The following is a 23,657-nucleotide window of genomic DNA, read 5'->3' on the forward strand; positions in this document are numbered from 1 at the left end:
GCGACGGTCCGTCGCGCTCTACTGATCCGGGAGCTGCGACGGCTCTTCGATCACCTCGTCGACAGGATCGCGCGGAGCGGGAGGTCCCCCGTGCGTCCACGGCGTCTGGTCCGGCTCCGGAAACGCGCCGCCGGGACGATAGGCCTCGCTCAGCGTGGTCAGCAGCAGCCGCTCACCCACCTCCGGCACGCTGCCCGGCTCGGCGACCAGCTTGCGCCCCATCCCGCCGGACAATTCGAGCAGCACCTCGGTCCGCGCCGATCCGTCCCCGGAACTCACCGCAACGCTGACCGAGATGACCGTGGCTTTCTGCGCGGGCCGCGCCGGTGACGTCAGCACGGCGCCCGGCGCCACCCTCACCGGCTCCGACGTGACCACCATGATCCGCGGGCGCAGCACCGGCCGCTTGCCGCTGTCGTCGACGCGGTCGGCCTTGGCCAGGGTGACCTCCCCGGCGAAGGCCGCACCCGCGAGCCGGTGCTCGGCCATCACCAGCGGGTCGTCGAAGGCGCGCTGGACCGCGTACCGGGCGGCGGCGTTCTCCAGGCGGGCGAGCCGGGCGGCGGCGGCCACCGCGCCGTCCCGGCGGGGCTGGGGCGGGCCTCCCTCCGCGAGATGCTGCAGGAATCCCGAATAGGAGTCCCGGTCGGCGTCCCAACGTCCGGCGACCCGGGAGCCGGGCGGCAGCGTCCGCAGCAGGCCCAGTGCGCGCCACATGAGCGACCAGGTCGGCAGCAGTTGGGCGCGCAGCACCTCCGACAGTTCCGCGACGTCCGGCTGGGCCGCCGACAGCAGCGGCGCCAGGACGTGGTTGTCGAAGGCCGGGTCGGTCGCGGGGCCGGGGGGTGGCGTCACCGCCGGGTCCTCGGCCGCCGCCGCGGCCTCGAAGACGGTCCGTCCCGGCGGCGGGTCCAGCCAGGCCATCAGGGCGGCGAGCTGGGCGTCCTCGGCACTGCTCTGCCCGGTCGCCCAATGCGACGACAGCGCCTGTACGCCGTTGAGCAGCAGCGACGAGCCCGGCACCTCGGCGGCGCCGGCGAAGAAGGTCAGCCACCGCCCGAGCAAGGGCACCGAGGCGGGCACCGCATACTCGCCCTCGACGCCGCGGAAGCGGGTGGAACGCCCGAAGAGCCGCAGGAAGTCGACGCCGCCGGGATTCGGCACCCATACTTGCGGCGCGTTCGTGAAGCGGTAGCGCACGTCCCGACCACGGTCCACCGGTACGGGCTCGGCGACGGCGGCGAACGAGTCGACGTACGGCACGAGCACGTCGGCTAGCCGCGCGGCGAAGGCGAACCGGTCGTCGGGGTTGCGGGGCTGGGCCACCACCAGCAGCTCCGGCTCGTCCTCCGCGGTGCCGACCATGGCCGCGAGGGGCGCGTTGGCCTCGCCCGCCATGGCGTACGGGATCAGGACCAGCGGTCGCTCGTGCAGGTGCAGATGGCGCACGGTGGCAAGCGGCTGAGCCCGCCCCGCCGCGAAAGCCTGCGCCCGTGCCAGCGCGGTCAGCGTGCTCACGACCCTGCGCCACCGCCCGGAATCAGAGAATTCCCCCGGTCCTGGGCCGGGAGGAGGGCCTCGGCGCGGAGCCGGGCGGCCGCCCGGAGCAGCGCCGCCGCCTCGCTCTGCTCCTCGGTCGGCGTGCGGGTGCCCGCCGCCAGCGCCAGCGCTTCCTCGACCGTGTCGACGCCGCCGAGGGCGTCCCGGACCGGCCGGCCCAGCGTGGCCGTGCTTCCCGAGGCCTCGTGCCGGCAGTAGAACGCCAGCTCGCAGGCCGACAGGCACTCGGGCGCGTAGCGCGCCTCGACCCGGCTCAGCGCGGCGGTCAGCTCCTCGGGCGGCAGGGACGTGTCGAAGGTGACGCCGGCCGGCAGCGTGGCGGCGAGGTCGGCGGCCGAGGCCAGCCGGGTCAACTGGCGGGTTAGCGTCGACATCTGCTTGCGGACGTCGACCAGCGCGGCGGTGGGCCGCAGCGAGAAGCCACGGGGGCAGACCAGCACGGCATCGTGGCTGACCAGTGCGGGGTCGTGGCCGAGGTCGGCGAGCAGCCGGCGCAGGGCGAGCACGTACACGGCGGCCTGCACCGCGGCGGCCGACACCTTGGCGCTGTCCGCCTGGCCGTCGACGATGGCGAAGGACTTGATCTCCACGACGTGCAGGCGGCCGCCGGCCTGGAAGGCGATGAGGTCCGGCTCCAGGAAGACCTGCCGGCCGGCCACGTCGAGGGTCAGCAGCGGGTGGTCGATCAGCGCGGCACCGGCGGCGGCCGCGAGCAGCTCCCGGGTACGCCCGTGGCGCGCCCCCAGTGTGGCGTCGTCGTCCGCGCCGAGGTCGTCGTACGAAACGGTGGGCGCCGCGAGGTGGAGCACCTCGCGCAACACCGACAACAGCAGCGCGCAGTCGTCCCTCTTGAGCATCGCCTCGAAGCCGTTGCCGCGGGCGAGCGCGAACCGGGACTGCCCGAAGTTTCCCGGGAAGCCGATGCGCTCGGCCAACCGCGGCTTGTCGACGCCGGCGGCGTCGAGGACGGCGCGCCGGGAGCACCCGGGGTTGGCGGTGAGTGCGGCGATCGTCCGGGCGTTGTGCCGCTTGGCGGGTACGCCGCCGCGCAGCCGGTCGAGCACGCCGGGAGTGTCGTTCATGCCGGACCCGGCCTCGAGCGTCGCGACGCCGCCGTCACCCGCGCCCTCGCTGGTGGGGCAGGCTCATGACGCCGAACAGCCGCTGCCGTTCGTCGAGCCGGTCCCACCGCCGCTCGAGCGCCTCGGGGACCTCGTCGCCGGCCGTCGCGGCCAGGGCGGCGCGGGCGGCGTCGGCGAGCGCCCTCGGGTCGTGCACCAGGAAGGCCTCGGACCCGCCGGGAACGCCGTCGGCGAGGCGGCGCAGCAGGTCGAGCGCGGCGGCGCCGGCCTGTGCGCGGATGGCGACGAACTCGGCGATCCGGACCACCGCGGCCAGCGCGTTGGCCCGGTTCGCCGCCGGGGACACCAGGCGCCGCGCGGGCGGCCAGCCGGAGAGCGTGATCTGCCCGCGGGCCGCGGTCAGGTCGTGGTGCAGGGCCGGGCAGATCCGGTACGCAGCGAGCGCGTGCGGATCGTAGTGCCGCTCCTCGTCGCGCAGCACGGCGGCGAGGCTGGACATGGACAGGTCGCCGTCGAACAGGGCGGTGTGTACGTCCACGAGGAGCCGGGCGGGCGCGGGGACCCCGAGGAGCAGCAGCGCGTGCCGGGCCTGCTCGCGAACGCCCGGCAGCGTGGTCGAACTGATCATGGCGGGGGCTCCGTCAGTCGGGTCCTGGGCGGATCGACCTTAGATCTTCGTACGGCGCGGGGGCAATGTCCGAATGTCCGACGGCGTTTCACCCCCGGGAGGCGAATAAACCCCGCATATCAGACGGAGAGCGACGGGCGCGCTACGTTCGAAGCATGCCGAAGGCCATCTGGAACGACGAGATCATCGCCGAGAGCGACGACATCGTGGTAGTCGAGGGCAACACCTACTTCCCGCGCACTTCCGTGCGCGAGGATGTGTTGCGCCCCTCCGACACGCACACCGTATGCCCGTGGAAGGGCAAGGCCTCCTATTACACGCTTGAGTCCGGCGGGCATGTCACCCAGGACGCCGTGTGGTACTACCCGGATCCCAAGCCGGATGCGAAGGCGGTCCGGGATCGCGTGGCGTTCAAGAAGAACGTCAAGGTCGAAGTCTGAGAAGGTGGCCGGTGCGGGCACCAGCCCGCGCCGGCCACCGCCCTAACCGATCCTGGGGTGCGCCTCTTCGATGGCGGTCACCTCGAGATAGTCCAGCAGGTCCCGCTGTTCGGCGGGATCCAGCGTGGCGAACGCCTCGTACGCCGAGGCCCGGGCGTGTGGGGTCTCGGCCGCCAGCAGCGCGATGATCGCCGACCAGGCCAGCGAGACCCGGTCGAAGAGCCGCGCCTGGCGCAGCGAGGTCAGCCGGCTCAGCATCGCGACCTTGGTCGCCGCGTCGTCGTCGTGCGGGAGCCGGTCGCAGAGCTCGAAGAGCGCCTTGCCCCGGTACGGATGCTCCGCCTCGACCATGCGCGCCAGCTCGGCGTTGTCCATGCGCTCGACGGCGGGTGCGGGTCCACGGCGCGGCAGGTGCGGTAGGGACTCGTCAGCGTGCACGGCTGTCCCGCCCGCTCTCGAACCCGACACCGGGTGTCTGGTGCGGCAGGGTGGGCCGGCTCCGGAAGGTGGGGAACGGTGGCGCCGGCATCACCGGCGACTCGGGCGTGTCCTCGGCGCCGCCCTCCTCGGTCACGTCGTCCTCGATGGGCTCCTGCACCCGCTCTCCCGTTTCCCCGGCGTTGCGCCCCAGCACGATTTGTCCTCCGTTGCCGACTTTTGCGGTGTTGGCGTCCTATGAGATCACGCCGGGGCAACCTGGGCGACCCCGCTCGCGGACACGCCCGGACATCACTCGACCCGACGACCGCCGTAATGTGGCGGCAACACATCGATCCTTGCAGGTCGATAAAGAGCACCATCCGACGGAGGTAGGCGGACGTGGACGGGCGCACGAGCACCACCGGTGCGACACCGGAGTGGCGGTCGGCGATGATCGACGTCTCGGGCCTGTCGCTGGCCGACCTCGCGGCGAGCGCCGAAGCGGACCTGCCGGCCGAGAGCCCGCTCGCGCACTGCCTGCGCCGACTCGCCGACGACCTCGCCCATCCGGGTGAGCCGATAGCCGGGTTCAACTCGGCCCTGTAGGCACATCTGGTGACAGGTTTCACCGGGGTTCAGGCGGCGCTGCCGCACCGGCTCAGCGACACGGCGCTCACCGCTCTCGGCGCCGGACGGCCGGACCGGGCGGCGCTCGAGGAGCTGCGCCGTGCCCGGCTCAGCCGGCATCTGCTGCTGCTCCGCGAGATCGCCGCGACGGCACGTACGGGTGATTTCGCCGCCCTGGCCGCCGCCGATCGCACGGCCCCCGACCGGGTCCGCGACCTGCTGGCCCGGCCGCTCTTCGGGGCCTGGGCGACCGGCTGCCTCACCGCCCTGCGCGCCGGCGCCGCACCGGAGCGGGCCGGCGTCGGCCACCTCGGCGACCTCGCGGCCCACGCGCTGACGCCGCATCCGCGGCGCGATCCGGGCCGGCATCTCACCGCCGAGCACGACGGGCTGGGCATCTCGGTGCGCCTGGAGGACAGCGACCCGCTGCGGGCGCGGCTGGGCCTGCCGCCGGTGCCGCCGCTCGCCCCGGACGAGCTCGCCCGCTGGCAGGAGTCGTTCGCCGCCGCGTGGCGGCTGCTGGTCGAGCGGGTACGCCCCGACGCCGAGGTGCTCACCGTGGTCCTCGACAGCGTGATCCCGGTGCGGGCCGACCCGGCCTCCCGGGGGATCAGCGCCACCTCGGCCGACGCGTTCGGGGCCGTCGCCATCTCGGAGCCGGCCGACCCGGCCGCCTTCGCCGTCGGGCTGCTGCACGAGGCCCAGCACAGCATCCTCAACGCGGTGCAGTACCTGTTCGACCTGCTCGACGCCCCGGACACCCTCGGCTACTCGCCCTGGCGCGACGATCCCCGGCCCGCCTCCGGCATCCTGCACGGCGCGTACGCGTACCTGACGGTCGCCCGCTTCTGGCGCACCCTGCCGGACGACCCGCTGGCCCGGTTCGAGTTCGCCCGCTGGCGCGCCGCCGTGGCCGCCGCCGCGGACGGGCTGCGGGACCTGACCCCGGCCGGCGAGCGGTTCGTCGGCGCCCTGCGCGCCGAGGTGCGGCCGTGGCTCGACGAGCCGGTCCCGTCCCGGATCCTGCGCCTCGCCGAGGGGGCCAACCGTGACCACCGGCTGCGCTGGCGCCTGCGTAACCTGCACGTCGAGCCGGCGGACCGGGCGGCCCTGGTCGCCGCGTGGCGGCGCGGCGAGCGTCCGCCCTCGGTCACACCGATCCTGCGCCGCTCGCCGGGGCGGGCCCTGGAGACCAGTTCACGCCTCGACCTGACCCACCGCCTGCTGCGCGGGCTACCGCTGGAGGGCTCGGCGGGAGACGTCGCGTACGTGCGCGGGGACGAGGCGACGGCGCTCGGCGCGTACCGGAGGAATCCGGGTGACCGGGCCGCCTGGGCCGGGATGCTGCTGACCAGCGGCCTGCAGGCCGCACCCGAGCTCGCGGCCGCGGCCTACGACGGGCTGAGCCCGCCCGCGGCGGAGAACGGCGACGACCCCGACCCGCTGGCGGTCATTCGCTGGCTTTCCTAAAGTCTCCCGGCGCCAGGCCGATCAAGCTGCCCGTGGGAGGTGAATCATGAGTCGGACCGGCAAGACCATGGATCGCGTGCGTCTCTGCGTGGACGGCGCCATGATCTTCGCAGCCCTGCTGCTGCTCGCCTGGCCCCCGTTCCTCGAGGACGCCGGCGCGCTCGGCCGTGTCGCCGGCCTGGCCGCGGTGGCGGCCGCCAGCACCGCGGTGATGATGCTGACCCGCCGCCTGCCGCTGGTGCGCTACGTCCCGGTGGCCGTCGCGGTGCTCATGGCCGGCTTCTGGTTCGGCCGGCAGGACGCGATCAGCCAGGGACTGATGTGGCTCACCGTCGCCGTCGCCGCGATCATCCTGTGCCGGCAGTTCCTCGGCGCGCGCTCCAACGAGAGCATCGTGCGTGACCTCACCCGGCAGCGGGCCCAGCTCGCCCGGCAGGCGTCCTGCGACCCGCTGACCGAGCTCGGCAACCGCAAGCTCTTCCTCGACCACGCCACCGACGCGCTGGCCGACGCCGACGACACGATGACCGCCGTGATCCTGTTCGACCTGGACGGGTTCAAGGAGGTCAACGACACGTACGGGCACGCCACCGGCGACGAGCTGCTGCGCACGGCCGCGTCCCGGCTGCTCGCCAACGTCCGTACCAACGACACCGTCTCGCGTCTCGGCGGCGACGAGTTCGTGGTGCTGCTCCCCCGCCTGATCGACGACCAGATCGCCGACACGGTGGCGAACCGCATCCTGATGGACCTGGCACAGCCGCTGCTCATCGGCGACCACGTGCTGAGCATCCCGGCGAGCGCGGGCATCGCGATCACCCGCGGCAGCGGCCGGGCCGTCGACGAGGTCATGCGCGAGGCCGACCTGGCGCTCTACCAGGCCAAGGAAGAGGGCAAGAACGTCGCCCGTCGCTTCGACCCGGCGCAGTTCGCCGCGGCCGAGGCCCGCCGCCGGGAGGAGGCGGACCTGCGCCGCGCCCTCGACGCCGGCGAGTTCGAGGTGCACTACCAGCCCATCGTCGACCTCGAGGGTGAGCGTACGGTCGGCGTCGAGGCGCTGATCCGCTGGAACCACCCGGAGCGCGGCATGATCCCGCCGATCGCCTTCCTGGACATCGCCGAGTCGCTCGGCCTGCTGCCCCGCCTGGGCGGCTGGGTGCTGGAAGAGGCCTGCAAGCAGGCCGCCGTCTGGCAGCGGCAGAACCCCGGCTTCGAGCTCAACGTGAACCTCTCGGCGAGCCAGCTCGGCAACCCGAACCTGGTCGAAGAGGTACGCAGCGTGCTCGAGCGCACCGGCCTCCCGCCGTCGCTGCTCGTGCTGGAGCTGACCGAGTCCGTCGCGCTGGTCGACCTGGTCGAGTCGGCCCGGGTGCTGGGCGCGCTGAAGACCCTCGGGGTGCGGATCGCGCTGGACGACTTCGGCACCGGCTTCTCGTCGCTGAGCCACCTCGGCACCCTGCCGGTCGACGTCGTGAAGATCGACAAGTCGTTCGTGCAGGCGATGCAGGAGAACTCCTCGGGCGCGTCGGTGGCCGAGGCCGTGCTCCAGATCGCCCGGACCTTCAAGCTGTCGCCGGTCGCCGAGGGCGTCGAGGACGCCACCCAGGCCTCCCGGCTGCGCGAACTCGAGTGCGCGCAGGCTCAGGGTTACCACTTCGCCCGGCCGATGCCGGCCGGCGCCCTGACCGAGCTGCTGGCCCGCCAGTCCGCGATCGCCGGCTGAGGCGTCCCTACAGCGGCGGAGGCTCGATCTCCGTCTCCAGCCGGACGCCGGCCAGCGCCCGGGACAGGGTCGGGTGGCCCTCGCCGTAGGCCTTCTGCAACTCCTCGACCGCGGCGTGGGCCGACTGGTCGTCGCCGGCGTCCAGGGCGACGTTGAACGCGCACGCCAGGGTGTCCGGGTGGTCGGCGCCGCGCACGCCGCGGGACCGACTCAGGGTGTCCAGGGCGATCTCCCGGGCCCGCTGTGCCTCACCGGTGGCGAACAGGTCGGCCGCCAGGCCGTTGGCGCAGCTCAGCGTGAACGGATGGTCGGGGCCCACGCTGCGCTGCAGGCCGCCGAGCGCCTCCTCGCCGATGGTCCGCGCCTCGGTGTGCCGCCCGGTCGCACGGACCACGCTGGTCAGGTTCGCACCGGCGGCCAGGGTGAACGGATGCTCGTCGCCGAGCACCGCGTGGTAGCGGGCGACGGCACGCTCCAGCAGCCGGTGGGCCTCGTCGAGGTCTCCGGCGTCGCGGGCACAGTTGGCCAGCGACACCATCGCACCGAGCGTCTCGACACTCAGGTCGCCGAACTTCTGCCGGTAGAGCTCCACGTTGGTGGTGGCCAGGGCCCATGCCTCGGCACGCCCGGAGCGCCGCGCCGCCATCGCCGCGAAACGCCCCGCCCACATCGCCATCGGATGGTCGGCGCCCAGCGTGTCGAAGTGCCCGGCGACGGCGAGCAGCTCGCCCGCGCCCGCGTAGTCGCCGAGGCCGAACAGGTCGAACGCCAGAGCGGCCCGTGACGACAGCGTCTCCGGATGGCCGTCCACGAAGATCGTCTGCCGGTGCCGCAGCACCTGCTCGTCCAGCGCCTTGGCACCCCGGAAGTCGCCGAGCAGCCGCAGGTCCGCCGCAAGGTTGTTGGCGCAGCGCAGGGCGGTCGGGAAACTCTCGCCGAACAGCCGCCGGTAGCGGACCAGGTTGTCCGCGTCGAGCTGCCGGGCCTGGCCGAAGTGCCCCTGCATGCGCAGGTCGGCGCCGACGCTGTTGGCCGTGGCCAGGGTGGTCTCGTCGTCCTCGCCGAGCGCGTCGCGCTGCGAACGCAGGGTCTGGGCGTTGAGGGCGCGGGCGTCGGCCGTACGCCCCACCGCCCGCAACGCGTTCGCCAGGTGGAAGCTGGCGAGCAGCGTCTGCTCGTCGGTCTCGCCGAGGCTGTCCCGCCACCGGGTCACCGCCTGGGTGGCGAGGTCACGGCTGGAGTCGTAGTCGCCGCGGGCGTACAGGAAGCGGACGCAGTTGACGACGAGCTGGCGGATCTCCTCGGACTCGCCGCCGAGGACGTCGGAGTGGACGAGATGCGGGATGAGCGCGGCGTACCGCGGCCAGTGCGTCGGGTCGTCGGGATCGCCCGGGTCGGCGGCGGCGAGCATCGCGCGGACCGACCGCAACTGGGCGGCGTGCCGCTCCGAGCTGAGCTGCTGGCCCAGCATGCCGCGGACCATGGGATGCACGATCAGGCTCTCGCCGGGGGGATCGAGGTCGGCGAGGCCGTAGCGGCCGATCAGCCGGATCGCGGCCTTGAGCCGCCGCTCGATGCGCACCGTCCGGGCCAGCTCCAGCGAGACGAGCCCGCGCGCCGCCCAGAGCAGCTCCCAGGAGACCGGGGCGCTGGCGAGGAAGGCGCTGAGCTCCAGCAGCTCGAACGCCGCCGGCGAGGCCTCGGCGAGCCCGTCGGCGGCCAGGCCCCACGCGACCCGGATCGGGGTCGGGAAGGCCAGTTCCGCGGCGCGGGCGTCGTAGCGGCGCAGGTAGTCGTCGACGCCCCAGCCCGTCGCCGTGCGGACGGCGGCGGCCTGGTCGAGGGCCATCGGCACGTCACCGAGGTGGGCGGCGATCCGATCGGCGTCCTCCGCGGTCAGCTCCGGGTTGCGGCCGCGCAGGAAGTCGACGCTGTCCGTACGGTCGAACACCGGGACCGGCACGGCCTGCGCCACCTCGGAGGTCCACCGGGGATTGCGCGAGGTGACGAGCACGTGTCCGGCGCCGCTGGGCAGGTAGGGCTTGATGTCCTCGGGCCGGTTGGCGTTCTCGAAGACGACGAGCCAGTTGCGGTACGGCTCCCCCCGGCTCAGCGCGTCCCGCACGGCACCGAGCGTGCGGTTGATGTCGCGGGCCTCGGGCAGCTTCAGCTCGCTCGCGAGGCCGACCAGGGCGGCCCGCATCCCGGCGTTCTGCTCGGCGGGAATCCACCAGACGAGTTCGTACGTGTCCGCGTACCGATAGGCGTATTCCACGGCGAGCTGGGTACGCCCCGTTCCACCGAGTTGGTGATCGGCGGAAGGCAACAGCACGACCGGTCCGTTGCCGAGCAGCCCGCGGGTGTCGGCGAGGAGCTCCTCGCGCCCGACGAAACGCGGGTTACGCGGCGGCAGACCGCCCCGGATCGGCACGCCGCCCTCCCCCACTGGTGACCTAGCACTCTACTGTCATGCTGCCGATTACCGTACGTGGAATCATCGCCACTGCGGAAGTTGAGGGTTGTCCGCGAGCTCTTGTGAGTCCCGCCTTGCAAAGGCAGGGCACGAGGTCTCCACCGTCGCGAGCAATCCTCACCCCTTAGCGGAAGGCCCCCAGTGACCGACGAACCTGTGACCAGCCTCGATCGAGACACCGACGTGGCTACCGTGGCTCTGCGGGGCGAGGTGGACGTGCTCAACGTGGACCAGGTCCGGGTCGCCCTCGTAGAGGCGCTCGACGCACGACCAAGGACGCTGGTGGTGGACCTGTCGGAGCTGTCCTTCATCGACTCCACCGGCCTCGGCGCGATCATCTTCGGCTTCCAGCGCGCCCGCGACGAGGGCGTCGACTTCCTCCTGGCCCGCCCGACAAGGGGCGTCCACCAGATCCTGGTCCTCAGCGGCGTCCTCGAGGTCGTCGGACTCCAGCAGTAAGGGGCCGCCCGGCACCCGGACGGCCCCTGCCTTGCGCGGAGCCGGTCACTCCACCCAGACGAACTCCCGGGCGGGCGCCGCCACCGAGGTGCGGAAGTTGCTGTCGACCGTGGCGGCCTCGGCCGCGTTCGGGTAGGCGTTGGTGCACGACACCGGGGCGCTGCTACCCGACATCAGATCGCTGCACAAGCCGGTCCGACGGTCCGGAAGGCCGAGCAGATGCCCGAACTCGTGAGCGGCGATCCGCGGCGGGTGGTAGCCGTCGTTCACCGCCTCCCGGCCCATGTACCAGCGGCCGTTGCCGAGCGATGACACGTACGCCCGCGGCCAGCCGTTGTCGGCGTACACCCGGATGTTGGGGGTACGCCCGGCCGGTACGGGCTCGAGCCGGACGTTCGCGACCCGGCTGTTCCAGATCTGTGCGCCCTGGTGGACGACGGAGACGAACTCCCGCGCCTGGCTGGCGTCGTAGTAGAGCACGCGGGGCGCGGCGGCGGCAGGATCGGCGGCGACGACCTGCACGCCGGTCGCCGCCAGCAGCGCGAACAGCGTGGCGGCCAGTCTCTTGAGCAGCATCGGTGACCTCCCGGGGGATGGGGGACGGGAATTCCCACACCGTAGCTTTTGATCGATGACTGCCAATGCAACGAGGTCATACCGGTTGCCGCCTCATGGTCACGTGATGCTCAAGGGGCATCACACAATGTGCGGCCGCCGGGCCCCTGCGCCCGAGGGGATCGTCCGACTGTTGGGCGGCGGTTGCATCGGTGCGGTGCACCCATTACTTTTCCGAATGGAAATGGTGTGCGGTTTTTACCTATTCACTCAAGGGGTTGCCATGGCCGGATCACGAATCGTCTCTCTCGGCCATTACCAACCGGCCCGGGTGCTGACGAACGACGACCTGGCAGAGATGGTCGAGACGACCGACGAATGGATCCGCAGCCGCGTCGGCATCGAGACCCGGCACATCGCCTCCGCCGACGAGAGCATCGACGAGATGGCGGAGCACGCCGCGCGCAAGGCCCTCGCGGAGAGCGGCGTGCAGGCCTCCGAGATCGACTATGTGATCGTGGCGACCTGCACCGCGATCGACCGCTCGCCGAACATCGCCGCCCGGGTCGCCCGCCGGTTGGAGCTGCCCGCCCCGGCCGCGCTCGACCTCAACGTCGCCTGCGCCGGCTTCACCCACGCCCTCGCCACCGCCGACCAGGCCCTCAAGACCGGCTCCGCGACCAAGGCCATCGTCATCGGCGTGGAACGGCTCTCCGACTTCACCGACTGGACCGACCGCAGCACGTGCGTGCTCATCGGCGACGGTGCCGGCGCCGCCGTGCTCGTCGCCGACGAGGAGGAACACGTCGGCCCCGTGGTGTGGGGCTCGGTTCCGGAAATGTCACAGGCGGTGCGCATCGAGGGCCGCGACGGAACATTCCAGCAGGAAGGGCAGAGTGTCTTCCGCTGGGCGACGTACTCGCTGCCGAAAATTGCGCGCCAGGTGTGCGACAAGGCGGGCGTCCGGCCCGAAGACCTCGCCGCCATCGTGCCGCACCAGGCCAATCTGCGCATCATCGAGCCGCTCGCCCGGCGGATCGGGGCCGGCGACGCGGTCATCGCCCGCGACGTGGTCGAGTCCGGCAACACCTCGGCCGCGAGCATCCCCATCGCGCTGTCCAAGCTGGTCATGCGGAGGGAGATTCCGTCCGGGGCGCCGGTGCTGCTCTTCGGCTTCGGCGGCGGCCTCTCGTACGCCGGGCAGGTCGTGCGCTGTCCGTGATCGGGCGCCGTCGCATGGGGCCGGGCGCGTCGCGCCCGGCCCCATGCCGTCAGCGAGAGCCCAGCAGCTCTACCAGGCGCCCCGCGATCGCCGTCGGCGTCGGGCTGTCGAAGACGAACGACTGCGGCAGCCGCACCCCCGACGCCTGCGTCAGCCGCTGGGTGAACTCCAGCGCGGTCAACGAGTCCAGGCCGCTGTCCCACAGCTCCCGGTCCGGGTCCACCGCCTCGGCGCCCTGGTGGCCCAGAACCGCGGCCGCAATTGCCCGGACGAGCTCTCGGATCTCGGTGCCGTCGAGGGACGCCCAGTCGGCCTGCGGAGTCACTTGCGTCGCCGCCGCGACGGGACGTGCCGGAGCGAGGTGACGCAACATGGCCGAGGTCGCCGGGCCGGCCCGCCCCGCCAGCCGCAACGCCGTCACGGCGGGGTACGCCTTGTGCAGGGCCGCGTCGAACAGCGCCAGACCGCGGACCTCGGGCAGCGCCTCGAATCCCGTACGTTCCATCCGGCGCAGATCGGTGCCGGTCAGCTCGCCGGCCATCCCGCCACCGGCCCAGGGGCCCCAGGCGATGGCCGTAGCGGGCAACCCGGCCGCCCGCCGCCGGTGCGCCAGCGCGTCCAGGACCGCGTTCGCGGCAGCGTAGTTGGCCTGTCCCGCCCCACCCAACACCCCGATCACCGAGGTGAAGAGCACGAAGGCGGACAGGTCGTGGCCGGCGGTCAGCTCGTGGAGGTGGACGGCGGCGTCCACCTTGGGCCGCATGACCGCGTCGACTCGGGCCGGCGTCATGAGGGTGACGACACTGTCGCGGACGACGCCCGCGGCGTGCACCACGCCGGTCAGCGGCAGGTCGGCCGGCACCGACCGCAGCGCCCGGGCCAGGTCGGCACGGTCGGACACGTCACACGCCACGATGGTCGCCGCGGCGCCCAGCTCGGCGGCGAGCCCGGCCGCCAGGGGCGCCTGCGGACCCTGCCGGCTCAGCAGCAGGACGTGACGCACACCGCGCCGGTGCACCAGATGCCGGGCGATCAGCGCGCCGAGCGCACCGGTGCCGCCCGTGATCACCACGGTGCCGTCACGGTCGAGCGGCCGGCCCGGGTCCGGCGTGCCCGCCGGGGCGAGCCGCGGGAGATGTAGCCGGCCGTCGCGCACCGCGAGCTGCGGCTCCGCCGATCCCAGCGCTCGGCGCAGCCCCTCGGCGGACGCCGACGCGTCGTCGACGTCGATCAGGCGGAAGCGTCCCGGATGCTCCGCCTGGGCGCTGCGCACGACGGCCCACACCGCGGACGCGGCCGGATCGGGCACGTCCGCGCCGGGCTCCGTGGCCACCGCTCCGCGGGTCACGAAGACCAGCGTCGAGTGGTCGAACACGTCGTCCAGCCAGTGTTGGAGCAGCGCGAGGGTCCGTTCGGCACCCGCGCGCACCGCGCCGGGCAGGCTGCCGTCCGCCTCGGACGTCCCTTCACCGCCGCAGACCAGCATCAGGCCGGGGACCGTGGCCCCACGCCGCAGGTCCCTCTCGATCTCGCGCAGGGAGGCGTAGGCGTACCCGTCCTTCACCGCACCGCTGAGACCGAGGTGATCGGTGCCCAGGATCCCGCAGCTCGGCAACGGACCGTCCGTCGCGCCGTCCGTCTCGACCGGCGGCCACGCGGCGGTGAGCAGCACGTCCCGGGCAGGCGCGGCGGATTCCAGGCGGTCCGGGTCGACCGGCCGGAACAGCAGGCTCCGCACCGAGGCCACCAGGGTGCCGTCGCCGTCGGTGACATCCACCGAGACGGCATCGGGCCCCTGCGGCCGTACCTCGACCCGGAGTTTGGTGGCATTGGTGGGCCGCACCAGGACGCCGGACCAGGCGAACGGAAGGGGGACGCCGTCGCCCCGTACCGCGACGGTGAGCAGGGCCGCGTGCAGGGCCGCGTCGAGCAGCACCGGGTGCAGGGCGAACCCGTCACCGGACACGTGCGAAGGCAGTTCGACATCGGCGTGTACCTCGTCGCCGTCGCGCCAGGCGTTGGTCAGGGCACGGAAGGAGGGACCGTACCCGAAACCGCGCTCCGTGAGCAGGCGGTAATGCTCCCCGACGTCGGCCGCGGACGCCGGCACGGTGATGCCGTCCACCGGTCGGTCGGAGACGATCCTGCGGCGCGGCTCGAGCGTCGCGCGTGCGTGCTGCCGCCAGCCCGCCGAATCGTCTCCGCTGAAGACCGTGATCTCGGTCGGGTCCGCGACCAGTCGCAGGTCCACCGGCGCGTCCGCGGTCAGGACCAGCGGCGACTGGATGACCAGTTCCGCGATGTCCCGGTCGAGGCGGGCGGCGAGGTGGGCGGTCCACTCGACGAAGACCGCGCCCGGAACCACCACGGTTCCCGACACCGTGTGGTCGGCGAGCCAGGGTTGCGCGTCGAGGGAGAGCCGGACCGTGCCGAGCAGCGTCTCGGAGCCCGGCACCTCGAGGACCGCACCGAGCAGTGGATGGCCCGCCGGGGGCAGGACCGCCGTGCCGGCGGCGGGAACCGCACCCGACAGCCAGTACCGCTCGCGGTGGAACGGGTACGGCGGCATCTCGCTGCGCCGTCCGCGCGAGCCGCTGAGCGTACGGGACCAGTCGATGCGTGCACCCGCGCAGTAGAGCCGCGCCAGAGCGGGCACGACTCCGCGACTGATCGGCACGAGGACGGCGTCGGGGTCGCCGAGACAGCGGGCGCCCAGCGCGGTCAGCACGCCGCGCGGGCCGAGTTCCAGGAAGCGCTGCACGCCGGTGTCCACGAGATGACGGATTCCATCTCCGAAGCGCACGGCCTCCCGTACATGACGGACCCAGTACTGCGGAGTGCAGATCTCCTCCGCGGTGGCGAGCCGGCCGGTCAGGTTCGACACGATGCCGATGCGCGGCGGGTGGTACTGCAACGAGGCGGCCACCTCGGCGAAGGAATCCAGCATCGGATCCATGTGAGCCGAGTGAAAGGCATGGCTGACGCGCAGGCGATCCACCCGGCGGCCACGCTCGCGCCACTGCCGGGCGACGGCCAGCACCGGCTCCTCCGCACCGGAGATGACGACCGCGTCGGGCCCGTTGACCGCCGCGACGGAGACGCCCTCGGGGAGGGGCAGGATCTCCCGTTCCGCCGCGGTCAGCGCCACCATCGCGCCTCCGCGGGGCAAGGCTTGCATCAGGGAACCGCGGGCGGCGACGAGCCGGCAGGCATCCGCCAGCGACCACACGCCGGCGACGTACGCCGCCGCGAGCTCCCCGATGGAATGTCCCAGCACCGCGTCCGGCTCGAGCCCGAGGCTCTCGACGAGGCGGTATTGGGCGACCTCGAGCGCGAACAGCGAGGCCTGGGTGTAGACGGTCTCGTCGAGCAGGGCGGCGTCGGGATGCCCGGCCGGGGCGAACATGACCGCCCGCAGCGGACGGTCCAGGACGGCGTCGAGATGGGCGCACACCTCGTCGAGGGCCGCGGCGAAGACGGGGTGGGCGACGTACAGGTCGTGACCGCCTCCGGGCGTCTGGCTGCCCTGACCGCTGAAGAGGAAGGCGGTCCCGCCGGGGCGAACCCGGTCCGTGATCAGGCTGTCGTGGGTCGCGCCCCGGGCGAGGGCCTGGAGCCCGGGCCCGGGCTCACCGATGACCACCGCCCGGAACGGCATCGAGGACCGGCTCGCCGCCAGTGCTCCGCGCAGGCCGCCGAGATCCTCCGCGGACAGCGCGGCGGTGTGAGCGAGCAACTTCCCGGCCTGGGCGCGCAACGCCTCGGCATCGTGCGCCGAGAGTGGCATCATCGCCGGCCCGGATCCGACCGCGGTGGAGTCGCTCAGGTCCGGCGCTTCCTCGATGATCACGTGCGCGTTCGTGCCGCTGATGCCGAACGAGGAGACGCCGGCACGCCGTACCCGCTCGCCCCGCGGCCACGGGACCGGCTCGGTCAGCAGCCGCATCACCCCGGCCGACCAGTCGATCAGCGGCGTGGGTTGCTCGGCGTGCAGCGTTCGCGGCAGCGTCTCGTGCCGCATCGCCAGCAGCACCTTGATGACTCCGCCCACGCCCGCCGCCGCCTGCGTGTGTCCGACGTTGCTCTTGAGCGATCCCAGCCACAGTGGCCGGTCCCGGGGGCGGTCCGTCCCGTACGCGTTCAGCAGCGCCTGTCCCTCGATCGGATCGCCCAGACGGGTGCCGGTGCCGTGCGCCTCGACCACGTCGACGTCCGAGGGGCGCAGGCCCGCGTCCGCCAGCGCGGCACGGACCACGCCCTCCTGCGACGGGCCGTGCGGCGCGGTGAGCCCGTTGCTCGCGCCGTCCTGGTTGACCGCGGTGCCGGCGAGCAGGCCCAGCACCGGCCGGCCGGCCGCGACGGCCCGGGACAGCGGCTCCAGGACCAGCAGGCCGACGCCCTCGCCCCAGCCCGTGCCGTCCGCGTCCGCGCCGAAGGCCCGGCAGCGGCCGTCCGCGGACAAGCCGCGCTGGCGGCTGAACTCCACGAAGATGCCCGGCTCGGACATCACTGTGACACCACCGGCGATGGCCATCGAGCAGTCGCCGTTCCTGAGGGCGCGCGCGGCCTGGTGCAGGGCGACGAGCGACGACGAACACGCCGTGTCGACGGTGATGGCCGGACCCGTCAATCCGAAGGTGTACGCCACCCGCCCGGACAACACGCTCGCCGCCGAACCGGTCAGGGCGTACCCTTCGACGGCCGCGGGGGCGTTCAGCAGACGTGGCCCGTAGCCCGCCGACATCGCTCCCACATAGACGCCGGTGTCGGTGCCGCGCAGCGTCGACGGTTCGATGCCGGCATTCTGGATCGCTTCCCAGGCGACCTCCAGCACGAGCCGCTGCTGCGGATCCATCGCGAGCGCCTCGCGCGGGCTGATCCCGAAGAAGGCGGGGTCGAACCGGTCGGCGTCGTGCAGGAAGCCACCGGACCGGACGTACGTGCGTCCCGGCCGGGCCGGACGCGGGTCGTACAGGGCGTCGAGGTCCCATCCCCGGTTCTCCGGGAAGGCCGAGATGGCATCGCGCCCCTGGGCCAGCAACTGCCACAGCTTTTCGGGAGAGTCGGCGTCGCCCGGGAACCGGCACGCCATGGCGACGACGGCGATCGGTTCGCCGGTCCTCGTCCGCGCGGCTTCCGGGGCGACCGCCGGCGTGCTCGACACCATCAGATGGCCGGCCAGCTCCACCGGTGTCGGCCGGTCGAAGACCAGGCCGGGAGGCAGGTGCCGACCGGTGGCCTCCTGGAGACGGTCCCGCAGCTCCACCGCGGTCAGCGAGGTGAGCCCCAGGTCGGTGAAGGTGGCGGCCGGATCGAGCGAGGCGGTGCCGGGCTCCCCGAGCACGGCGGCCACCTCACGCAGCACCAGCTCGAGAAGCTCGTCGTCCGGCGCCGCGCCGGGCCGCACCGGCGCAGGGTCCGCCGCGATGTCACCGAACCAGTACCGTTCCCGCTCGAACGGGTAGCCGGGCAACGTGAGCACGCGTGGTTCATGCCCGGCGAAGACGGCGTCCCAGTCCTCCGGCGGTTCGGCGGCGTCGACATCGCGCCCTTGCGCCACCGATTCCAGGGCAGCCCGCAGGTCGTCGAGCCGCGCGGCGCTCACCACCACCGGATGCGCCAGCACCGTCCTCGTCGTGCCGAGCGAATACGCCACATCCAGCGGCGCGGCGTCCGGGTGGGCGGCGAGCCAGTCGGCGAGTCGCCCGGCGTACGCCCGCAGCGCGCCCGGGGTGCGAGCGCTGATCAGGAAAGGCCATGGACGCTGGTCGAGCCGGCGCGGCGCCGGGTCCGCCGCCCGGTGCCCGGTCACCACCACGTGGCAGTTAGTACCGCCGATGCCGAACGCGCTGACGCCCGCCGTGCCCGGCCGTCCCGACTCCGGCCAGGTCGTGTTCTCGGTGACGACGCGTAGCGAGGCCGGCACGTGCGCCGCCACAGGTCCGGCGGCGCGCTGGGCGGGAATCAGGCCGTGCCACAGGCTCAGGGCGGTCTTGACCAGACCGGTGATGCCCGCGGCCGCCTCCAGATGGCCCACGGCGGGCTTGGCCGAGCCGACGAGCAGCGGATGCGACCGCTCCTCGAACGCCGCCGCCAGCGCCTGCGCCTCGACACGATCCCCCAGCTTCGTTCCGGTGCCGTGCAGTTCGACGTAGTCGACGTCGCCGGGCGCCACCCCGGCCCGGCGCTGTGCGTCGCGGATGACTTCCACCTGGGCCCGTACGCTCGGCGCCGTCACCGTCCCGGTGTGGCCGTCGTTGTTGACCGCGCTCCCCCGGATGATGCAGTAGATGCGATCCCCGTCGGCCTCCGCGCGCTCGAGTGGCTTGAGCACCAGCACCGCGCCGCCCTCGCCGCGGACGAAGCCGTCGGCCGCCGCCCCGAACGTGTGGCATGCGCCGCTGGGCGAGAGGACGCCGGCCCGGGCTGCGGCGATCCAGCTCTCCGCCGCCAGGTTGAGCTGGACGCCACCGGCCAGGGCGAGATCGCATTCCGCCGCCCGCAACGCGGCGCACGCGAGATGAACCGAGACCAGCGAGGCGGACTGGCCGGAGTCGACCACGAGGCTGGGGCCTTGCAGGCCCAGCAGGTGGGAGACACGGTTGGCGAGAAGTGCCCGGTTGAGGCCCGCGAAGCTGTAGCCGTCCAGCAGGCCGGCGGCTCGCACCAGAGCGGCGTAGTCGTCGGCCGTGGCGCCCAGGAACACTCCGGTACGGGCACTGCCGAGTCCTCCCGGCACCATCCGGGCGTCCTCGAACGCGGCCCAGCTCAACTCCACGGCGAGGCGCTGCTGCGGGTCCGTCGCCGCCGCCTCGCGCGCCGACATCCCGAAGAACGCGGCGTCGAAACGGTCGGCGTCGCTGAGAAAGCCGCCGGTCCGCACCGAGCGCCGTTCCTGCGGCCCCAGCACCGTGAAGTCGGCGGCACCGAACCTGCCCGCGGGGGCCGGTCCGGTGCCATCGCCACCACGGGTCAGCATCCGCCAGAAGTCGTCGGGTGTCGGCGCGGCCGGCAACCGGGCGGCCATGCCGACCACCGCGACGGGCATGCTCTCACCGGAGTTGTTACTCATGATCTCCCAGCTACTCGTCCGTCTTGGTCAGGAACCGGCTCACCGTCTCGATGACCCCCGGGTCCCCGAGGATGCGCCGGTGGCCCAGCCCCTGCGTCAAGACCAGGTCGGCGGAGGCCGGGTACGCCTCGGCGATGCGCCGCCCGTGCAGCACCGGCACCTCCTTGTCGTCCTCGTCGTGGAGCACCATCGTCGGAATCGCGATCTGTTCCGGGCGATAGGTGGGCGAGAACCGCTCCCAGATGTCGGTCTGCGGCCGGAAGTAGATCTCGGTGCGCCGCCGCAGCTCGCGGCTGATCGCGGGCCGCAGCGCCATCTGCGTGCAGAAAGCGTCGGCCAGGTAGGCGAAGCTGCTGATGCCGCTGATCGCGACGAGCCGCTCGGGCCGCACCCCGGACCGGATCGCGTGGTACGCGCACAGCACTCCGAACGAGTGGCCCACGATCGCGCGGAACGGGCCGTACTTCTCCTGCAGGCGCGCGATGATCGCAGCCTGGTCGACGATCGTCGCCGACACCCCGCCGGAGTCACCGTGGCCCGGGGCGTCGTACGCCAGCACCGGCAGCCCCGCCTCGTGCAGCGCCGGTACGAGTCCCGCCCAGGACGCGGCCCTCGACTGGAAGCCGTGCACCAGCAGCACCGGGCGCGGGCCGTCGCCCCACCGGTAGGTCTTCACCGCCACACCATCGTGGTCCAGATCGGACACCGTGGCCGCGTTCATCACCTGCTGCTGCGCCGGCCGGATCTCGGCCCGGCGCAGCGGCTCGATGAACAGCTTGAACGCCCGCCGCCCCGCCAGCCGGGGCGCGACGTACGAGACGGCGTTCAACCGGCTGCTGAGTGACGAAACTGCCATGGTTCTCTCCCAACTCGACTGTCCGATCAGTTGACCTGTCGGACCCTTCCGGCCCAGAACCGATCGCGCAAGCTGCGTCGCAGAATCTTGCCGCTGGGATTGCGGGGAAGCGAGCCGATGACGTCGTAGGACGTGGGCACCTTGAAGTCGGCGATCTCGCCACGCAGGAAGAGCATGAGCTCTCGCGGGGTCGCCGTACGCCCGGGGCGGAAGACCACGAACGCGTGTACCGCCTCGCCCCACCGCTCGTGCGGAATGCCGACCACCGCGGCCTCGGCCACCGCCGGATGCTTGGCGAGCGCGCTCTCGACCTCTGCGGGGTATACGTTTTCACCAGCCACGATCACGGTGTCCTTGATCCGGTCACTGACGAAGACGAAGCCGTCCTCGTCGAGGTGCCCGGCGTCACCGGTGTGCACCCACCCGTCCACGAGCGTCTCGGCGGTCGCCTCGGGAAGCGCCCAGTACTCCAGCATCGCCGCCGGAGAGCGCAGGCAGATCTCGCCGATCTCGCCGGGCGGCAGGATCCGGCCGACCGAGTCGATGACCTTGACCTCGATCCCCGGGTACGGGCGCCCGGCGGCCCTCAGCCGGGGACTGCCGGCCACGTGCTCCGCGGGAGGCAGGCACACCGCCGTGTTGCCGGTCTCGGTCAGCCCGTAGATCTGGGCGAACTCGCAGCCGATCTCGTCGAGGCACTGCTTCAGCAGGGTCTCCGAGATGGGCGATCCGCCGTACACCACCTTGCGGAGGCTGGCGAAGTGCGCGCTGGTGGCCCGCGGCTCGGCGAGCATCATCTGCAGCATCGCCGGCACCACGCAGGCGATGGTCACACCGGCATCGCGGATGAGGTCCACCGCCGAGGAGCTGACGAACATCCGCATCGACACGATGGTGACGCCCGCGTTGAAGCCCTGTGCCGCCCACCAGATGCCGCCGACGTGGAAGCCCGGGATGCCGATGAGGCTCACGTCGCCGGGGCGCAGGTCGATCCAGTCGAGGCCCTTGGACTCCATCGCGTCGCGGACCGCGAAGAAGCTGCGCTGCGCCAGCACCACGCCCTTGGGCAGCCCGGTGGTGCCGCTGGTGTACAGCTGGGCGACCGGGTCGTCCCACGCGCCGCCCTCGTCGATGTCCGCGTCCGGGAACGCGCGCTGCCAGTCGGGCAGGCCGGTGCCGGGCCCGGCGGGCCCGTCGAGCCGGACGATGACGGGCGCCTCGGTCAGCTCGGCGACGACCTGCTGGGCCGCCGGGAGGAACTCGTCCTCGACGAACAGCACCGCCGTGCCGGAGTCGCCGAGGATGTGCCGAACCTCGCCCGCGGCGAGCCGCCAGTTGATCGGCACCAGCACCGCGCCGGCCTTGGCGGCACCGAAGAGGACGTCGTAGTAGTGCTCCGACTCCTTGGCCAGGAACGCCACCCGGGCGCCGGGAGCCAGGCCCAGGGCTTGCAGGCCGTGTGCCGTCCGGTTGCTGCGCCGGTGCAGCTCGGCGTAGGTGACGCTCCGGTCCTCGCACAGCACCGCCGGATGGTCGGGACGCTCCGCGGCGTGGAAGGCGATCGTCTGCTGCAACGTACGCAGCTTCGGGTAGTACAACGACACCTGGCGAACTCCTTGCGAAGGGCTGGTCATGACCAGACGTGCGTTTCCGGCCAGAGGCGGCGGCCGGCGACGGGGCCGGACGACGAACCGCTCCGTGGCGGCGCCCCGGTTGCGGCCTCCATCAGGACATGCGCGTTGGTGCCGGTGAACCCGAACGAACTGACCCCCGCGACCCGGCGGGCCGACTCCGGCCAGGGCATCCGCTTGCGAGGTACACCGATCGACAGCCGGTCCCAGGCGATGTCGGGGTCGGGAAGGTCGAAACCCGGCTGCGCCGGGATCTCACCATGGCTGAGTGCCAACGCGACCTTCATGAGACTTGCGGCCCCGGAGGCGGTCTCCAGGTATCCGAGGTTGGCCTTGCAGGAGCCGAGGTACAGCGGCGGGGCGCCGGGTTTCTCGCGCCCGTAGGCCGCCGCGGTGCTCTCGGCCTCGATGACGCCGCCCAGTTTGGAACCGTTGGCCTGGGCCTCCACGTAGCGCACGTCGAGGGGATCGACCCGAGCGGCCCGCAGTGCGTCCGCCATGACGCGGCGTTGGGCGGCCACCGGAGTCGCCGTCATCGCCACCCGGTCGCCCTGCTGCCACAGCGCGGTGCCGCGGATGACGGCGTACGGTCCGGGCTCGTCCGGTGTCACGTCCTTGAGCCGCTTGAGCACCAGCACCCCGCAGCCCTCGCCCCGCACGTGGCCGTCGGCGTCCTTGGCGAACGGCCGGCTGCGCCCGGTGGGCGACAGCATTCCGGCGCGGTCGAACACCACGCTGGTGAACGGGGCGAGTTGAAGATGGCACGCCCCCACGACGGCGATGTCGCATTCGCCGCGCCGCAGCGCCGGCACGGCGAGGTGCACCGCGGTCAGCGCGGAGGAGCAGGCGGTGTCCACGGTCAGCACCGGCCCGTTGAGCCGCAGGCCCGTGGCGATCCGGGCGGCCGTCGCGCTCAGCGCGTTCCCCGTACCCATGTACGGCGAAAGCTCGTCCGGCCCGATCCCGTTGCGGAGGTGCGCGAAGGGGAACTCCACAGTGCTCACACCGGTGTAGACCCCGACGCGCCGGCCCGACGTGTCACCGATACCGGCATCGGTGAGTGCCTGCTGGGCGCAGGTCAGCAGCAGACGCTGCTGCGGATCCAGGTACCGGGCCTCCTCCTCGTCGATCCCGAAGCGCTCCGGTTCGAAGAGGTCCACGCCCTCCACGTGCACACCACGGGCGAGCAGGCCGGCGAACGGACTGAGATCCTGCGCCGCGGGATTCCACCGTGGCGGCGCCTCGCGTGGTTCGGCCGGCACGACCCGCTCGTCGCACAGCGCCGCCCAGAACGCCCCGGGATCGTTGATGCCGCCGGGAAAGCGGCACGCCATGCCGACGACCGCGATTCCCTGATTCTCCTGGGCGTGCTGCCGGGCCGCTGTCAGCACAAGTTGCTCGCGGCTCAGCGAGTTGAGGAACTCGATGTAGTCCTTCAT

Annotated in this window: 17 protein-coding genes; 6 read left to right on the forward strand and 11 right to left on the reverse strand. The window is 72.7% G+C overall.

The genetic code is table 11. The features are described 5' to 3' along the window. Positions 1 to 18: 18 nt before the first annotated feature. The 3 genes from EDD30_RS13475 to EDD30_RS13485 are packed head-to-tail and all read right to left on the reverse strand — an operon-like array spanning position 19 to position 3,270. Complete coding sequence (locus EDD30_RS13475) at positions 19 to 1,518, reverse strand: hypothetical protein (RefSeq protein ID WP_071808800.1); 1,500 nt, start codon at positions 1,516 to 1,518, stop codon at positions 19 to 21. Continuing rightward, a complete protein-coding gene (locus tag EDD30_RS13480; protein ID WP_071808801.1) occupies positions 1,515 to 2,642 on the reverse strand; it encodes a hypothetical protein in 1,128 nt (375 codons plus the stop codon). The genes EDD30_RS13475 and EDD30_RS13480 overlap by 4 nt, the downstream gene beginning before the upstream one ends. 34 nt (positions 2,643 to 2,676) lie before the next feature. Beyond that, positions 2,677 to 3,270 (reverse strand): hypothetical protein, encoded by a 594-nt coding sequence (locus EDD30_RS13485; RefSeq protein WP_071808802.1) that lies wholly within the window; start codon positions 3,268 to 3,270, stop codon positions 2,677 to 2,679. A gap of 155 nt (positions 3,271 to 3,425) precedes the next feature. Between EDD30_RS13485 and EDD30_RS13490 the strand changes: the two genes are divergently transcribed. Then, positions 3,426 to 3,710, forward strand: coding sequence for a DUF427 domain-containing protein (locus tag EDD30_RS13490; protein ID WP_071808803.1), 285 nt, complete (start codon positions 3,426 to 3,428; stop codon positions 3,708 to 3,710). Positions 3,711 to 3,752: 42 nt separating this feature from the next. On the opposite strand, the gene EDD30_RS13495 is transcribed toward EDD30_RS13490, so the two are convergent. Together EDD30_RS13495 and EDD30_RS13500 are read right to left on the reverse strand one after the other, a co-directional pair. Next, positions 3,753 to 4,148 carry a hypothetical protein gene (locus EDD30_RS13495; protein WP_244945236.1) on the reverse strand — a complete coding sequence of 132 codons (396 nt, stop codon included), beginning with the start codon at positions 4,146 to 4,148 and terminating at the stop codon, positions 3,753 to 3,755. Next, complete coding sequence (locus EDD30_RS13500) at positions 4,138 to 4,344, reverse strand: hypothetical protein (RefSeq protein WP_071808804.1); 207 nt, start codon at positions 4,342 to 4,344, stop codon at positions 4,138 to 4,140. The genes EDD30_RS13495 and EDD30_RS13500 overlap by 11 nt, the downstream gene beginning before the upstream one ends. Before the next feature lie 185 nt (positions 4,345 to 4,529). On the opposite strand from EDD30_RS13500, the gene fxsA reads away from it, so the two are divergent. The 3 genes from fxsA to EDD30_RS13515 are packed head-to-tail and all read left to right on the forward strand — an operon-like array spanning position 4,530 to position 7,950. Continuing rightward, the gene (gene fxsA, locus EDD30_RS13505; protein WP_084557394.1) at positions 4,530 to 4,736 is read left to right on the forward strand and encodes an FxSxx-COOH cyclophane-containing RiPP peptide; all 207 of its coding nucleotides are present in this window, start codon (positions 4,530 to 4,532) and stop codon (positions 4,734 to 4,736) included. Positions 4,737 to 4,745: 9 nt separating this feature from the next. Continuing rightward, positions 4,746 to 6,227, forward strand: a complete 1,482-nt coding sequence (locus EDD30_RS13510; protein WP_244945237.1) for an aKG-HExxH-type peptide beta-hydroxylase — start codon at positions 4,746 to 4,748, stop codon at positions 6,225 to 6,227. 46 nt (positions 6,228 to 6,273) lie between these two features. Continuing rightward, positions 6,274 to 7,950, forward strand: a complete 1,677-nt coding sequence (locus EDD30_RS13515; RefSeq protein WP_071802758.1) for a putative bifunctional diguanylate cyclase/phosphodiesterase — start codon at positions 6,274 to 6,276, stop codon at positions 7,948 to 7,950. A gap of 7 nt (positions 7,951 to 7,957) precedes the next feature. On the opposite strand, the gene fxsT is transcribed toward EDD30_RS13515, so the two are convergent. Next, positions 7,958 to 10,381, reverse strand: a complete 2,424-nt coding sequence (fxsT, locus tag EDD30_RS13520) for an FxSxx-COOH system tetratricopeptide repeat protein (RefSeq protein WP_071802815.1) — start codon at positions 10,379 to 10,381, stop codon at positions 7,958 to 7,960. A 183-nt stretch (positions 10,382 to 10,564) separates the two neighbouring features. Between fxsT and EDD30_RS13525 the strand changes: the two genes are divergently transcribed. Then, positions 10,565 to 10,882, forward strand: a complete 318-nt coding sequence (locus tag EDD30_RS13525) for an STAS domain-containing protein (RefSeq protein ID WP_084556035.1) — start codon at positions 10,565 to 10,567, stop codon at positions 10,880 to 10,882. Between the two features lie 45 nt (positions 10,883 to 10,927). On the opposite strand, the gene EDD30_RS13530 is transcribed toward EDD30_RS13525, so the two are convergent. Further along, a complete protein-coding gene (locus EDD30_RS13530; RefSeq protein WP_071802759.1) occupies positions 10,928 to 11,458 on the reverse strand; it encodes a snapalysin family zinc-dependent metalloprotease in 531 nt (176 codons plus the stop codon). A 262-nt stretch (positions 11,459 to 11,720) separates the two neighbouring features. On the opposite strand from EDD30_RS13530, the gene EDD30_RS13535 reads away from it, so the two are divergent. Continuing rightward, complete coding sequence (locus tag EDD30_RS13535) at positions 11,721 to 12,659, forward strand: beta-ketoacyl-ACP synthase III (RefSeq protein WP_071802760.1); 939 nt, start codon at positions 11,721 to 11,723, stop codon at positions 12,657 to 12,659. A gap of 49 nt (positions 12,660 to 12,708) precedes the next feature. Here EDD30_RS13535 and EDD30_RS13540 read toward each other — a convergent pair whose 3' ends face one another. The 4 genes from EDD30_RS13540 to EDD30_RS13555 are packed head-to-tail and all read right to left on the reverse strand — an operon-like array spanning position 12,709 to position 23,657. Next, positions 12,709 to 19,731, reverse strand: a complete 7,023-nt coding sequence (locus EDD30_RS13540; protein ID WP_071802761.1) for a type I polyketide synthase — start codon at positions 19,729 to 19,731, stop codon at positions 12,709 to 12,711. Positions 19,732 to 19,741: 10 nt separating this feature from the next. After that, positions 19,742 to 20,587: an alpha/beta fold hydrolase gene (locus EDD30_RS13545; RefSeq protein ID WP_071802762.1), complete on the reverse strand. Its 846-nt coding sequence runs from the start codon at positions 20,585 to 20,587 to the stop codon at positions 19,742 to 19,744. A gap of 26 nt (positions 20,588 to 20,613) precedes the next feature. Next, positions 20,614 to 22,191, reverse strand: coding sequence for a long-chain-fatty-acid--CoA ligase (locus EDD30_RS13550; protein ID WP_244945238.1), 1,578 nt, complete (start codon positions 22,189 to 22,191; stop codon positions 20,614 to 20,616). 26 nt (positions 22,192 to 22,217) lie between these two features. After that, on the reverse strand, positions 22,218 to 23,657 hold the full coding sequence (locus EDD30_RS13555; protein ID WP_071802764.1) for a beta-ketoacyl [acyl carrier protein] synthase domain-containing protein: 1,440 nt from the start codon (positions 23,655 to 23,657) through the stop codon (positions 22,218 to 22,220).

Source organism: Couchioplanes caeruleus, assembly GCF_003751945.1.
In the GTDB taxonomy this organism is placed as follows: Bacteria; Actinomycetota; Actinomycetes; order Mycobacteriales; family Micromonosporaceae; genus Actinoplanes; species Actinoplanes caeruleus.